This window comes from Leptolyngbya iicbica LK (assembly GCF_004212215.1).
Classification (GTDB): domain Bacteria; phylum Cyanobacteriota; class Cyanobacteriia; order Phormidesmidales; family Phormidesmidaceae; genus Halomicronema; species Halomicronema iicbica.
In genome coordinates, this window is sequence record NZ_QVFV01000006.1 from 232,568 (window position 1) to 245,244 (window position 12,677).

Below are 12,677 nucleotides of genomic sequence, written 5' to 3' on the forward strand. Positions count from 1 at the left end.
ATAAAAAAGCATTCCTGATGCTTAGGCAGTAGCCTGCAACGCCGCATCGATTTGCTGATACAGCGCGGCTAGCGTGCCCTCGTTATCCAACACCACATCGGCCAGTTCGGCTTTTTGAGCTAAGGGCCACTGATTCTGAATGCGCTGCTCAGCCGCCGCTGGGGAAAGCTGGTTGCGGGTCATCAGCCGCTGTCGCTGCGTGTCATAGGCACAGGTGACGACCCAGATCTCAGTAACCTGATCGGTCAAGTTGGCTTCAAACAGCAGGGGAATCACCTGTACAACCGTGGCCACAGCCGATAAGTTAGCCATGGCCGTGGCAAAGCACTGCCGCACATAGGGATGAATTTGCTGCTCTAGCCAGGCTTTCTCAGCCCGATCGCTAAACACAATTTGCCCGAGTTGTGGACGATCTAAGCTGCCGTCTGAACGCAAAATCTGGGTGCCGTAGCGAGCCGCGATCGCTCCCAAAATCGGCGAACCCACCTCAACCGCCTGACGGGCATACACATCGGCATCCAGAATCGGCACCCCGTACTGCTTTTGCAGATACTCGGCAACGGTAGATTTGCCCGTGGCGATGCCGCCGGTTAGTCCAATGATGCGCTGCTGGCCCATTCCGTAATTGCCTGTGTCAGTCCTTCCAGGGTATATTCCGCCGCCTCAATATCCACCCGCCCCAGCAGTTCCCGGCAGGTGTCAGACGTTTTGGGACCAATGGAAGCGATCGCGACTTGCTCCAAATATGCCGTCCAATTGGTTCCCAGTCCCTGCTGCAACAGCTGACAGGTGTGGCGCACCGTCTTAGAACTGGCAAAGGTGATGACGTGGATTTGTTGCGATTGGAGGGCCGCGATCGCCGCTGGGTCAGGCGTTTGCGGACAGCCCGATTCATAGGCCGGGACTTCTGTCACGGTCGCCCCAGCCGCCGTCATTTCGTTGACCAAGATCTCTCGTCCACCACTTTCCACCCTGGGAAATAAAAGCTTGCGTCCCTGCACCGATTCCGGAAACGCCGCTACCAACGAATCTGCGACAAAATTGGGCGGAATGAAATCGGCCTGATAGCCCTGCTGCTGCAACACACTGGCGGTTTTTTTTCCCACGACGGCTAGCTTTACCGATGCCAACTCTGCCGGATTGCCCACCGCCGCTAACCGCTGCCAGAAAAAGGTGACCGCATTCGCTGACGTCAAAATTAGCCAGTCGTAGGTGTTGAGATGGGCGATCGCCGCATCCAGCGGTTGCCAGGTCGAGGGCGGCCGGATTTCGAGCGCGGGCATTTCTAAAACCTGAATACCTGCCGCTTTTAGGAGGGTGGTGAATTGACTGGATTGCCCCGCCGATCGCGTCACCAGCGCTGTAATAGAAGCGGGAGCCGACGGTAACCGAGCCATACATCCAGACAAGCAAACACAGCCTTTTTAGTGTACGGCTTGTCGGAATGCTGTTGAACACTAGAGCAGATGCTTCCGCCTAACTGCGCTGAGGAATGGGACTTTAATGAAGTGTGGACAGCCGTCTCGGCTGTCCCAGAGCGGTCAAGATGCCTGCCTGACAAGACTTGGAGTTTTATACAATCCTGATTCTGTAAGGTAACTCCCAAGCCCCCTGGTATCCTTAGCCCCAGCGGCGGCTATCAACACCGCACTTTTTGCTTCGCAACCCACTCTGCATGGCGCTGAATCTTCGGATCGGTTTTAATGCTTTCCAGCGTCGGAAAATGCTTGGCTAAGGCCATTTCATCGTAATGGTCGTGGATGCCGTCGTGGCACAGTCGACAAATCCAGACGCCCTGATTTAACTCCGCTTTGGAATAAGCCTTCTTAAAGCGAGTGCGGCGGTGCAGCTTTTTGGGAATCAGGTGATGAAAGGTGAGCTTGAGCGATCGCCCACAGAGCGGACATTCTCCAAAACAAGCAGTGGCCACAGTGATCGGTAATGCTCTCGACAGCGATGTTGGCTTCTCAATTGCCAACTCGAAACATTTGCAGTGTAACGCTAGTAGACGGCTCAGCTCTAACGAGGGCACATGCTGGTGGTGGGCGATCGCCGGACCACTCTCCGGCGACCAAACTCTCAGTTAGCCATTGCCCCGGGATACATCCGTTGATTAACCGGGGCAATGGCTAACTGAGAGTGATCAGACTGCAATCTTGCAACCCGTCAGCAGATCTTGTCCCAGCTCCGCATCTATTGATTCATGGCTCAAATCGCTCGATGTGTAGCGTAAATCCTGGCAAAACGGCTTCCCCCGACATTGTGGTGGGGAGCGATCGCACTTCTGGCGGCTGGCCCTGACGATAAACTTCGACCTGTTGGTCTTGAGGGTTAATTAACCATCCCAATCGCACACCGCTGTTCAGGTATTCCCACATTTTTTCCTGCAGGGGTGGCAGACTGTCGGTGCGTGACCTCAGCTCCAATACAAAATCGGGGGCAATGGGCGGAAACTGTTGACGTTGTTCAGGGGTGAGGGCTTGCCATCGCGAAAGTTCGACCCAGGCGGCATCGGGAGATCGACTGCCGCCCCCCGGCAAGCGAAAAATCGTCGAAGAGCTGAACACTTTGCCCAGTCCTGTTTGGCGGTTCCAAATGCCTAAATCAATACCTAGCTCTAGTTCAGTGTTACCGCTTTCTCCGCCTACGGGGGACATCAGAATCAAGGCTCCTTGGGCATCGCGTTCGAGCGTTAGGTCAGGGTTATTGATGCAGAGTTGGTAAAACTGTTCATCGGTGAAATGAACGTTTTTGAGGTCAAATTTGAGCGGTAGGGTCAGGGATGTCATGGCTCAGCTGGAGAAGGCCAAAGTAGCAGGGTGTTAGAGACTATATGCCTATCCTAATGTTAGTTTTCGGTACAAAAGGAGAGTCGTTGATCAGTGCTGGTGCCTTGATACTCGGTGTAATCGCGCCACCACTCGCAGCCCCGCTGCATTAGCGCATAAATGGGTTATTCCTCACCATCCTGCAGTGCTTGCTCCAACGCATAGGGGCAATCGGTATCCATAGCGAGGTGCGTTTCTTTGGCGGCTTGTTTACGCGCAAACTGATAGCACTGGGAAAGAATTTCAGGCAGGTAGTTGCGCAGGCTGGGGCTATCGTCCAAGATGTCGACAGTTTCTACGCGGGCGTTATCAATAGAAGCTTGCCAACTGGATGAACGTTTTTGGGGCTGATACTGCCATTTCAGGAGATGGGTGAGTAAAACGCGCAGTTGGCTTTTCAACGCTCGTTTGTCTCGCTTGGTCAAGCCGTCCAGCTCCTCTATTAAGTTGGGCAAGTCTAAATCGATGTAGCGATGTTCCTTGAGGGCGGCCTGCTGTGCTGCTACCCAAAGGTTGAAATCGTGATCGTAGAGGGGTTTTGTCTGAAGCATGGTCAAGCTTCTCGAGTCTTTGCTTAACGATATCATTTGCAAAAGTATTGATTGCGGTCTCAAATGCCGTCGCAAATTTCGCGTAGCTGGTCGGGGGGGTCTTGATACTCGGTGTACTCGCGCCACCACTCACAGCCGCGCTGCATCAGGGCATCAAACTCCAGCGCTTCTAAATCCCACAAAATGACCGAACAGTGCCGTCATCACCGTCAGAGATGAGATTTTTTCCACAAAAGAAAGCTGCGGTTAAGCGATCGCGGTTAACCACAGCCGGTGACGCTGCTCACTCGAATCGATTCGTTCTGCCAAGATGGCTAACTTATATCGCGACGCGCCGAGTCACTTGCCACACCCGACAGTCTTGGCAATGCGGTTCGTCAGGAAAAGTCATGCGCAGTTGGTGAGCGATCGCCTCGGCCATTTCAAGGCCATCAATCAGCCCCATCGTATTGACATCGGCAGGTGCAAAAATGCCGGGAAAACGGCCGCAGTTGGTCAACACGCTCGTGGCTCCTTCCGCATCAATAATGTCGAACCCACAGTGGTTAAAGCCGTCCGGAGGGGGCAAATCAGTCTCTGGATTTTCAACCGCCGCCATGAGTTGGTCTTGCGATGAGGCCAAAGGATAGCGCTGACGCAGGTAATCGAGATCGGTAAACCAGGTTAAGCGACCGTCGGCCTGGACGTTATGGTGCCAGTCTTCTGGCGTGAGGTCGTCAATGCGATCGCTGCACAATACAGTATCTAACGTGATCAGTTCGGTGAGGTGGGTAAAGCCTGACCACTCGGCATATTCCTGCCAACCTTGACTATGGTTGGGACTAAATCGTTCTCGTACGGTGTAAATCCAATCGGACACGTTATCAGGTTGCCTCAAGCGATCGCGGTCATCGGTCTTGCCTTCAGTGTAGGGAAGTCCACTCATGTTTGTGGGGACCGACGACTTTTTCGGCCCCCAGTAGGAGGCCAACGCCGACGGTGTAAGCAACTAAGTCTTCCCATGAAAACGTAGTGCCAATAACGGTACGGGCGATCGCTGATGACTCCCAACCCAACACCTCCACGATGTTAAGAAACTGCAAAATCTCAACGCCAAAGGCAAACACTAAAACACCCAGCGCCGCTGGCAAAATCGCCACCTTAAAAAAGGCTCGCACCCAGGCATAAATCAAAATCACCACTAACACATCACCCACGTAGGGACGAATAAAGTCGTCATCTACAAACAGCGCGATGCCTAACTCAATCAGCAATAGCAGCACCGTCCAGGCTAAGTAATAAGGCTTGCATCTCATATATTTAGTGCGATCGCGATCGCGGCTTGCGCATCCGGCAGAAATCGGCTCATCCATCAGAGCCAGTGCCGACCAAACATCCGCCACAACCATGGCAAAGGGTAGAATCCGTCGGTTGACTGATAGCAATCATCAACGACGGTCACAGGACTCTCTGATTATCTCTGATGAGCCACCTGGCCACCGCCAACGTGTCGCCAGCTCTAGCGCAGCTGCTGACTGTCCGGTTTTCTCAACTAGGGGCGGACGGTACCGCTACAGTAGGATTGGATCGCCGTTTTGAGGTGTGCTGTGTTCGTCAGCGTTGTTATTCCCACTTATAATCGCAAACCGATTTTGGAAAAGTGCCTGCGGGCGATGGAGCAGCAAGTCCTGCCTGCCGAGAGTCCGGTGGAAGGCTACGAAATCGTGATTGTGGATGACGGTTCCACCGATGGCACGGTCGCGTGGCTGCAAGAAAAGGCGGCAGAATTTCCCCATGTGCGGCTGTTTGAACAGGATCACAAAGGCCCCGCGATCGCCCGCAACTTCGGCGTCACGGAAGCCAAGGGCGACACCATTATTTTTATCGACAGCGATTTAGTCGTGCTGCCCGACTTTTTACATCACCACGGCACGGCCTTGAAAAAAGCGTATGAGGAAAAGGGCAGCGATCGCGTCTTTACCTATGGGCGCGTAGTCAACACCTGCAACTTCGAAGAGCCCACCTCAGAACCGTTCAAAGTGACGGATTATTCCCAAGCGTTTTTTGCCACAGGCAATGTAGCGATCGCAAAGCACTGGTTAGAAGCAGCGGGCCTATTCGACACTCAATTCCAACTCTACGGCTGGGAAGATTTAGAGCTCGGCGTCCGGCTCAAAAAATTAGGACTGTCTTTGGTGAAAGTCCCAGAAGCCGTGGGCTATCACTGGCATCCGCCCTTCTCCCTGGACCAAGTGCCTCGCCTGATTGAGCAAGAAATGCAGCGGGGGCGCATGGGCGTCTTGTTTTACCAAAAGCACCCCACCTGGGATGTGCGGATGATGATTCAGATGACGTGGCTGCATCGCGTGCTGTGGGGCATGCTGTCTTTGGGCGGTCGGTTAAATGAAAAAACCTTGGCTCCCCTGTTGCAGTGGCTGATTGATTCGGGACGGCCCCAACTGGCGCTCGAAGTGGCACGGGTGTTCCTGAATTGGTATAACGTGCAAGGCGTCTATGCTGCCTATGCTGAAATGGAGCGGCAGGGTGCTTAAGCCGTTGGATAATTAACCTGTGCAGATGCGATCGTGATTCCCTCTCAGTACAACATCACTGCCATTATCGAAGGTTACGCCAAGGGCTATTTCCTGATGTCTGACGACGATGGCCAGGGCCTCGGGTGGTATTCCAGTCGCCAACGGACGTTGATTCCCCTGGACGATCGCTTTCGCTATCCCAAATCATTGCGACGGGCGCTCAATCAAAATCGCTTTGAAACTGCCATTAGCCGCGATTTTCTCTCAGTGGTGGACGGCTGCGCCGATCGCGACACCACCTGGATCTCAGAAGACCTCAAAGAAATTTACTGGGAACTGCACCAAGCAGGTTGGGCCCACAGTTTTGAAACCTGGCAGGGCGACGAGTTAGCCGGGGGGATTTTGGGCCTCACCATTGGCGGCGCGTTCATTGGCGAGTCGATGTTTTACCGCATTCCCGAAGGTTCAAAAGTGGCCATGGTCAAGCTCGTGGAGCATCTGCGATCGCGTCAATATCTCTTTTTTGACGCACAGATGATGAACCCTCATCTAGAGCGGTTTGGGGCTTACATTGTCTCTAATCGCGACTACCGCAAACTGCTGAAACAGGCATTATCCATGCCCTGCACATTTATTTAGAGATGCCGATTGGGTTGGACCAATGAAGCGTAGGGGCGAGACATTCTCGCAATGGCGTTTAGGTAGAGACCGAAACCATGCATCGAGAATGTCTCGCCCCTACAGGATGTTGTGAATGTCTTAATAACCACTGAGGGAACCGCGTTTTTTGGCCATTTTCTCGGCCCAGTTAAAGACCAGCAACCCCAGCCCCAGATAAGCGGCACCGTTGAGCAAGGCCAGCGCAAACGTCGGCCAGTCCAACGGCAGGTCTCTTGCCATCAGGTCACGCAACAATCCCGTGCTAGGAATCATCGGCAAGAAAAAGCGCAGGTGTTGCATGATGCCGGTGGATTCTTCGAACGGGGCTGCCAGCAAGAACAGCAGCAGAAACTGGAAAATCCCCAAAATCTGCTGCACGCGCTTGAACACTAGCGCACAAGCCCCCATCATGAACGCGAAGCCATACCCCGCCATCACCAGCGTCAGAAAGGGCAAAAGCAGTGCAGGCGGAAACGAAAGGCGACTGCCCGAAATCGCCATCAAAATCAGCACAATTCCCGAAATCAGGGTGAAGCGCAGTGCGAGACTGGCCACGGCCCGAGCGAAGAACACGCGCGGCGACCCCCACGGCGAGAGAAACACCTGCTCCAGCGTGCCCGTTTGCGCTTCAGACTGGAGGCCGATCGCAATGTCGTTGATGATGTACAGGTTCAATGACCACAGCACATAGCCCACGACGACGGCATCGAGGCGATCGCCAAAGGCAAAGCTGGGTCCGGCCATGTAACGCGCGCTCAAAAATAGCCCGTAAAACACCGAAGTTGTGATGATCAATCCGGCAATGACTTCCGCCGGATAGCGGATGAATTGCGTCCAGGTGCGCTTCAGTTCGACATGGAGTAAATCAATCATGATTCGGCATCCTGGGTATCTTTGACGAGCTTGAGGAAAACTTGAGTCAGGTCGGCGCGATCGTGCTGCACCGACACGATGGGCAACGGCTGCAACGCCGCCAGCAGGGCATAGAGCGTTTCCGCGTCCCCAGCATAGGTAATGTGACGATCCTCAACGGTGGCCCCCAGTTGCTCTGCCTGTCGCTGCTGTGTAGCAGACAAGCTGCCCTCGACTTCAATTTGGTAGGTGGAGTTCGAGAATTCTTGGAGCAGCGACTCGGTGGACTGTTCCGCAATGATCTGGCCGCGACGGATGATCGCAACGCGATCAGACAGTTCCTCCGCCACATCCAATTGATGAGTGGTGAGCAAAATGGCGCGGCCTTCTGCCGCAATTTGGCGCACCAGGGCTTTCACCGTTTCCCCGGCTTCCACATCGAGACCCAGGGTAGGTTCATCCAGCAGCAGCAGTTGAGGATTGTGGATGAGCGCGACCGCGATCGCCACCTTTTGCTGCATCCCCCGCGACAGCTTTTGCACCGGGGTATTGCGCTTGTCTAACAGTTCAAAGCGATCGAGCAATTCCAGCCCGCGACGATGGGCCACCTTACGGGGCACTTGCCGCAGCACGCCAAAATATTCCAAATTCTCTTCGGGGGTGAGCCGCCAATAGAGGTTGCGGTTGCCTTCTAACACAGCCCCGATGTTACGGAGAGCGCGGGCATGACGGTGAGGATCTTCGCCCGCAATGGTGACTTGACCGCGATCAGGCCGCACCAAACCCGCAATCATTTTGATGGTGGTGGTTTTGCCGGCCCCATTGGGTCCTAAGAAGGCGAGGACTTCGCCGCGATGCAAGGTCAGAGAAACCTGGCGCACCGCTTCGAAGCGCTGTTTGCCTCGGCCATAGGTTTTGCTCAGTCCTTGAGTGGCTAAAACAACGGCGTCAGCGGTGGTATGAGGCGGACGCTCAGTGGTCGGACGATTTGCAAGTTGCACAATTCAACAATGCTCTGAATAAAGCAGCGATGGAAGTCTTTACCTATCTTAATATTTAGCGCTAAGTTTCTGCTGCAATGCTGGCCAATAGAGCCTGATACCCTTCACTGGCTGCCGCCTTCTCAGCTTCTTTGCGAGAGGCCCCCACTCCGGAGCCCAGGTAGCGATCGCCCAGCCGCACCTCGGCCCGAAACCGTTGCGGATCACCGTATTGGACACTAATTTCTTCGGTTTGGTAGTCGGGTAGCGTCTTGTAGTGTTTTTGCGTCAGTTCTTGTAAAGCGGTTTTCGGGTTGCGTAAGGCCGGATTGGCCATCAGCTGCTGGGCTACTTCCGCTAAGTGCGGATCTAACCAGGGGCGCACCAGTTGCAAGTTGCCCCGACTGAGATAAAGCACCGCTAAGAGCGCTTCAATCGCATCGGCTAAGCGTCGCGGACGGGCCGCCCGATCGCCCGCCGCCGCACTCGACATTTGTAGAAATTGCTCAATGCCAATTTTCTCGGCGATTTCGGTTAGCGTTTGGTCGCTAACCAGGTGCGATCGCACCCGCGTCAATTCTCCCACCGTCGCTTGGGGATATTGCTCCATCAAAAATTCCGCCGCTGCCAGACGCAGCACTGAGTCGCCAAAAAATTCCAACTGCTCGTTGTTGCGATCGACCGACGCTGAGGCGTGAATCAGAGCCTGATCGAGCAAATCCCAGTTTCCCAACTCTGGGGGCAAACCCAATTTTTCGACACATCGTTTGAGAGACGGCGGTGGGGGTAGTGGCTCACTCATAATTCACACGGGGTCAAGGCAGGTTGCGCCAACAGCAGGATTTTCCAGCATAGTCGATTACCCTGTTCGTCGACCGCCGCGATCGCCCCTGCCATCGCTGGCCATCGGTCACCGTGGCGTCGGCCAGATTGCCGCGATCGCCCCCAGAAAGCGTTAGGGTTTGTGACAGGACATGAATTTTGTGCAGGTGATCGGTGGCCCCCGCTCAGACAGTACGCCTCAAAACCCGACAAGTGTTTGCCGTATCTCGCGTTTTGTTGTCGGTATATTACGCCTACATGGTGGAATATCGCGCCGAGCTGATGTTTTGGGTGCTGTCGGGCACTCTGCCCCTGATTTTTCTAGGCATTTGGACCCAAGCTTCCCAAACGGGCCAGTTCGCCTTAGACTCCGTCACCTTTATCCGCTACTTTCTCGCCGTTTTTTTGGTGCGACAGCTCACCGTGGTTTGGGTGATTTGGGAATTTGAGCGGGAAGTCGTGGAAGGCAAACTTTCGCCCTTTTTACTCCAGCCTATTGATCCGGTTTGGCGGCACTTTGTCAGTCACGTTTCCGAACGGTTTGCTCGCTTGCCTTTTATTGCCGGGTTGCTGGGGCTGTGTTTTCTGCTGTATCCCCAGGCGCTGTGGCGACCGTCGCTAGCCGCACTCGGTCTCGGATTACTCGCCACCAGCCTCGCCTTCTGTCTGCGCTTCGTCATTCAGTACACCTTTGCGCTCTTTTCCTTTTGGACCGAGCGGGCCAATGCGATCGAGCAGTTTTGGTATTTGCTCTACATTTTCTTGTCCGGCATGATTGCCCCGCTAGATGTCTTTCCCGAAGCGGTTCGCGCCGTGATTGTGTGGACGCCATTTCCTTATTTGATTTACTTTCCGGCCAATTTATTGCTGGGGCGACAAACTGATGTCGTGCAGGGCTTTGTGGCGATCGCCCTCTGGGGCACGATTTTCCTTGTGGTCAATCGCTGGTTGTGGAAACGCGGTTTGCGCCAATATTCGGGCATGGGGGCATGATGCAGCGTTATTGGCAGGTCTTGACTTTGTTTTGGAGTACCGCGATCGCGGCAGAGCTGGAATATCGGCTCAACTTTGTCATTGCCGCCTTGAGCAGTCTGGGCGGCTTAGCGGGTAGCTTATTCGGCCTCTTTCTTTTTTATGGATCAGGCTATGAGTTCCCCGGCTGGAACTGGGAAGCCGCGCTCGTTGTCTTGGGCATTTTTACAATGCTACAGGGCTTTTCCGCGACTTTTTTGGCTCCGAACCTGAACAAAATTGTGCGGCAAGTGCAGGAAGGCACCCTTGATTTTGTCTTACTCAAGCCAATTAGCTCGCAGTTTTGGCTCTCAACGCGCACGCTATCGCCGTGGGGTATCCCAGATCTGGTGTTTGGCCTGATAATCATCGGCTACGCTGGGTCGCGATTGGGTGTCCCTCCCTTGGCTTATTTGCTCGCCCTTCCTACGCTGGTATTTGGCTTTCTGAGTCTCTACAGTCTGTGGTTTATGTTGGGGGCGACCAGCATCTGGTTTGTCAAAATTTATAACGTCACGGAAGTCCTACGGGGCTTGTTGGAAGCCGGACGCTTCCCAGTCGTCGCCTATCCGGTGGCCTATCGGGTCTTCCTGACTTTTGTAATTCCGGTGGCGTTTCTCACCACAGTGCCCGCACAAGCCCTGCTCGGCCGAGTGGAATGGGGATGGATTCTCAGTTCGGTGCTGCTCGCGATCGCCCTCCTCCAGCTTTCTCGCTGGTTTTGGCGTTTCGCCCTCCGCTTCTACACCAGCGCCTCCAGCTAAGATACCCCTACCACTCAACAGCCGAGACGGCTGTTGCTACCCACCTACCCTCACACCCCTCTACCCATCTACCCACCTACCCTCACACCCACCTACCCTCACACCCACCCACCCTCACACTCCTGCTCCTGCCTCTTCCCTCAATCTCGTAAAATAGAATCCGTTAGTTTAGCGCCGCACCCATGACACATTCGACGGATATTGCCACCCTTGCCCGCTGGATGGCCGCCGACTTTAGCAACCAACAGCAGGCATTTGATAACCCGCCGCTGTACGCCCATATTCGCGTCTGTATGCGGCCGCTGCCCCCCAGTTTGTTAGATGGCGCCGCCTTGTATCTGGAGCAGGCGTATGATTTTGCGCTGCAACAGCCCTATCGGGCGCGAGTGCTCAAACTGCTGACGGTGGATAATCGCATCGAGATTGAAAACTACACCATCAAAGAAGTTGAAAACCTGTACGGTGCTGCCCGCGATCGCGACAAACTAAGTGAATTGACCCGCGATCGCCTGGAATTTATGCCCTGCTGCAACATGCATGTGGAATGGACCGGACACAGCTTCAAAGGACAGGTCGAGCCGGGTAAGGGCTGCATCGTCGAGCGCAAAGGCATGAAAACCTATCTCGACAGCGTGTTCGAAATTGATGGCGAAAAGTTTCAGAGTTGGGATCGCGGGCGGGATCCGGAGACTGACCAACATTTATGGGGAGCGCTCGCTGGGCCGTTTTCCTTTACCCGGCGCACGAGCTTTGCCGACGAAGTGACCGTCAGCTAACTAAAAACCGTCGCTCGGCGTCCTTACTGAACCTTTGCATGGCCAAACAACGACTCGATATGCTGCTGGTAGAGCGAGGCCTCTGTGAAACTCGCCAGTTGGCTCAACGCTGGATACGGGCTGGCGAGGTGCAGGTCAATCATCAAGTCGTCGATAAGCCCGGGACGGCGATCGCCCTCGATGCAGAAATCACTGTCAAGCCGCGATCTCGATTTGTGTCCCGCGGTGGCGAAAAACTGGCAAAAGCCCTCGAGACTTTTGCCATTACGGTGAGCGATCGCATTTGTCTGGATGGCGGCATTTCCACAGGCGGTTTTACCGATTGTCTGCTTCAAGCAGGAGCAGCACAGGTTTACGGCATTGATGTGGGCTATGGTCAGGTAGCGTGGAAACTGCGCCAAGATCCCCGTGTGGTCTTACGAGAGCGCACCAATTTGCGTCATCTCACCCCTGAAGAGTTGTATGGCGAAGCCGCAGCCCTGCCCGATTTTGGGGTGATGGATGTGTCGTTCATTTCTCTGACAAAGGTATTGCCCGCATTTTGGCAGTTACTCACCGCCCCTCGGGAAGTAGTGCTACTGGTTAAACCGCAGTTTGAGGTCGGGCGAGACAAGATTGGCAAAAAAGGCGTGGTGCGATCGCCGCAAGATCAGGCCGATGCGATTTGGCAAGTGTTGCAGACGGCGAGGGCGTTGGGATGGCGCGATCGCGGACTCACCTTTTCGCCTATCGTTGGCCCCGCTGGCAACATCGAATTCTTGCTCTGGCTGGCTGCTTCAGCCTCGCAGCCTCAACTTCACGACGAATCACTGACTGAACAAGGCACTTTAAACATCGCAAAACAGGCCCAAGCTGAATTAGCTTGAGCCTGTTAAATCCATCAGTTACTCGTGTTTTCACACGAGTAACCGCAATTTGAC

17 protein-coding genes are annotated in these 12,677 nt (G+C 54.5%); 6 read left to right on the plus strand and 11 right to left on the minus strand.

Annotated elements, in window-relative coordinates:
* Positions 1-21: 21 nt before the first annotated feature.
* The 8 genes from coaE to DYY88_RS19745 all read right to left on the minus strand — a co-directional run bounded on the left by coaE (position 22) and on the right by DYY88_RS19745 (position 4,767).
* Positions 22-618, minus strand: coding sequence for a dephospho-CoA kinase (gene coaE / locus DYY88_RS19715; protein WP_039725540.1), 597 nt, complete (start codon positions 616-618; stop codon positions 22-24).
* On the minus strand, positions 591-1,397 hold the full coding sequence (locus tag DYY88_RS19720) for a uroporphyrinogen-III synthase (protein WP_039725541.1): 807 nt from the start codon (positions 1,395-1,397) through the stop codon (positions 591-593). Before DYY88_RS19720 ends, coaE begins: the two co-directional genes overlap by 28 nt.
* 242 nt (positions 1,398-1,639) lie before the next feature.
* The gene (locus tag DYY88_RS19725) at positions 1,640-1,930 is read right to left on the minus strand and encodes a hypothetical protein (protein WP_039725542.1); all 291 of its coding nucleotides are present in this window, start codon (positions 1,928-1,930) and stop codon (positions 1,640-1,642) included.
* A gap of 271 nt (positions 1,931-2,201) precedes the next feature.
* Complete coding sequence (locus DYY88_RS19730; protein ID WP_039725543.1) at positions 2,202-2,789, minus strand: Uma2 family endonuclease; 588 nt, start codon at positions 2,787-2,789, stop codon at positions 2,202-2,204.
* A 164-nt stretch (positions 2,790-2,953) separates the two neighbouring features.
* Complete coding sequence (locus DYY88_RS19735) at positions 2,954-3,379, minus strand: DUF29 domain-containing protein (protein WP_039725544.1); 426 nt, start codon at positions 3,377-3,379, stop codon at positions 2,954-2,956.
* 59 nt (positions 3,380-3,438) lie between these two features.
* Positions 3,439-3,561, minus strand: a complete 123-nt coding sequence (locus tag DYY88_RS24950; RefSeq protein WP_302849258.1) for a hypothetical protein — start codon at positions 3,559-3,561, stop codon at positions 3,439-3,441.
* A 137-nt stretch (positions 3,562-3,698) separates the two neighbouring features.
* Entirely contained in the window at positions 3,699-4,304 is a 606-nt protein-coding gene (locus DYY88_RS19740) for a hypothetical protein (RefSeq protein ID WP_084606961.1), read from the minus strand.
* Entirely contained in the window at positions 4,282-4,767 is a 486-nt protein-coding gene (locus DYY88_RS19745; protein WP_201278934.1) for a ribosomal maturation YjgA family protein, read from the minus strand. The genes DYY88_RS19740 and DYY88_RS19745 overlap by 23 nt, the downstream gene beginning before the upstream one ends.
* 198 nt (positions 4,768-4,965) lie before the next feature.
* Here DYY88_RS19745 and DYY88_RS19750 point away from each other — a divergent pair, with 198 nt between their 5' ends.
* Together DYY88_RS19750 and aat are read left to right on the plus strand one after the other, a co-directional pair.
* On the plus strand, positions 4,966-5,910 hold the full coding sequence (locus DYY88_RS19750; RefSeq protein ID WP_039725545.1) for a glycosyltransferase family 2 protein: 945 nt from the start codon (positions 4,966-4,968) through the stop codon (positions 5,908-5,910).
* Positions 5,911-5,943: 33 nt separating this feature from the next.
* Complete coding sequence (aat, locus tag DYY88_RS19755; RefSeq protein WP_039725546.1) at positions 5,944-6,531, plus strand: leucyl/phenylalanyl-tRNA--protein transferase; 588 nt, start codon at positions 5,944-5,946, stop codon at positions 6,529-6,531.
* Between the two features lie 120 nt (positions 6,532-6,651).
* Here aat and DYY88_RS19760 read toward each other — a convergent pair whose 3' ends face one another.
* From DYY88_RS19760 to rnc, 3 genes are all read right to left on the minus strand, one after another.
* Positions 6,652-7,425, minus strand: a complete 774-nt coding sequence (locus tag DYY88_RS19760; RefSeq protein WP_039725547.1) for an ABC transporter permease — start codon at positions 7,423-7,425, stop codon at positions 6,652-6,654.
* On the minus strand, positions 7,422-8,405 hold the full coding sequence (locus tag DYY88_RS19765; protein WP_084606962.1) for an ABC transporter ATP-binding protein: 984 nt from the start codon (positions 8,403-8,405) through the stop codon (positions 7,422-7,424). The genes DYY88_RS19760 and DYY88_RS19765 overlap by 4 nt, the downstream gene beginning before the upstream one ends.
* A 61-nt stretch (positions 8,406-8,466) precedes the next feature.
* Complete coding sequence (rnc, locus tag DYY88_RS19770) at positions 8,467-9,186, minus strand: ribonuclease III (RefSeq protein WP_039725548.1); 720 nt, start codon at positions 9,184-9,186, stop codon at positions 8,467-8,469.
* A gap of 194 nt (positions 9,187-9,380) precedes the next feature.
* Here rnc and DYY88_RS19775 point away from each other — a divergent pair, with 194 nt between their 5' ends.
* The 4 genes from DYY88_RS19775 to DYY88_RS19790 all read left to right on the plus strand — a co-directional run bounded on the left by DYY88_RS19775 (position 9,381) and on the right by DYY88_RS19790 (position 12,623).
* On the plus strand, positions 9,381-10,199 hold the full coding sequence (locus DYY88_RS19775; protein ID WP_367889311.1) for an ABC transporter permease: 819 nt from the start codon (positions 9,381-9,383) through the stop codon (positions 10,197-10,199).
* The gene (locus DYY88_RS19780) at positions 10,196-10,981 is read left to right on the plus strand and encodes an ABC transporter permease (RefSeq protein WP_367889312.1); all 786 of its coding nucleotides are present in this window, start codon (positions 10,196-10,198) and stop codon (positions 10,979-10,981) included. Before DYY88_RS19775 ends, DYY88_RS19780 begins: the two co-directional genes overlap by 4 nt.
* 182 nt (positions 10,982-11,163) lie before the next feature.
* The gene (locus DYY88_RS19785; RefSeq protein ID WP_039725550.1) at positions 11,164-11,757 is read left to right on the plus strand and encodes a chromophore lyase CpcT/CpeT; all 594 of its coding nucleotides are present in this window, start codon (positions 11,164-11,166) and stop codon (positions 11,755-11,757) included.
* A 38-nt stretch (positions 11,758-11,795) separates the two neighbouring features.
* Positions 11,796-12,623, plus strand: coding sequence for a TlyA family RNA methyltransferase (locus DYY88_RS19790; RefSeq protein WP_039725551.1), 828 nt, complete (start codon positions 11,796-11,798; stop codon positions 12,621-12,623).
* The last annotated feature ends 54 nt before the right edge of the window (positions 12,624-12,677 follow it).

Bases quoted from the DNA above. Each gene is read 5' to 3' on its own strand.
- DYY88_RS19735 (WP_039725544.1), bottom strand. From the start codon at position 3,379: ATGCTTCAGACAAAACCCCTCTACGATCACGATTTCAACCTTTGGGTA.
- DYY88_RS19780 (WP_367889312.1), top strand. From the start codon at position 10,196: ATGATGCAGCGTTATTGGCAGGTCTTGACTTTGTTTTGGAGTACCGCG.
- rnc (WP_039725548.1), bottom strand. From the start codon at position 9,186: ATGAGTGAGCCACTACCCCCACCGCCGTCTCTCAAACGATGTGTCGAA.
- DYY88_RS19790 (WP_039725551.1), top strand. From the start codon at position 11,796: ATGGCCAAACAACGACTCGATATGCTGCTGGTAGAGCGAGGCCTCTGT.
- DYY88_RS19745 (WP_201278934.1), bottom strand. From the start codon at position 4,767: ATGGTTGTGGCGGATGTTTGGTCGGCACTGGCTCTGATGGATGAGCCG.
- DYY88_RS19760 (WP_039725547.1), bottom strand. From the start codon at position 7,425: ATGATTGATTTACTCCATGTCGAACTGAAGCGCACCTGGACGCAATTC.
- DYY88_RS19720 (WP_039725541.1), bottom strand. From the start codon at position 1,397: ATGGCTCGGTTACCGTCGGCTCCCGCTTCTATTACAGCGCTGGTGACG.
- DYY88_RS19730 (WP_039725543.1), bottom strand. From the start codon at position 2,789: ATGACATCCCTGACCCTACCGCTCAAATTTGACCTCAAAAACGTTCAT.
- DYY88_RS19740 (WP_084606961.1), bottom strand. From the start codon at position 4,304: ATGAGTGGACTTCCCTACACTGAAGGCAAGACCGATGACCGCGATCGC.
- DYY88_RS19785 (WP_039725550.1), top strand. From the start codon at position 11,164: ATGACACATTCGACGGATATTGCCACCCTTGCCCGCTGGATGGCCGCC.
- coaE (WP_039725540.1), bottom strand. From the start codon at position 618: ATGGGCCAGCAGCGCATCATTGGACTAACCGGCGGCATCGCCACGGGC.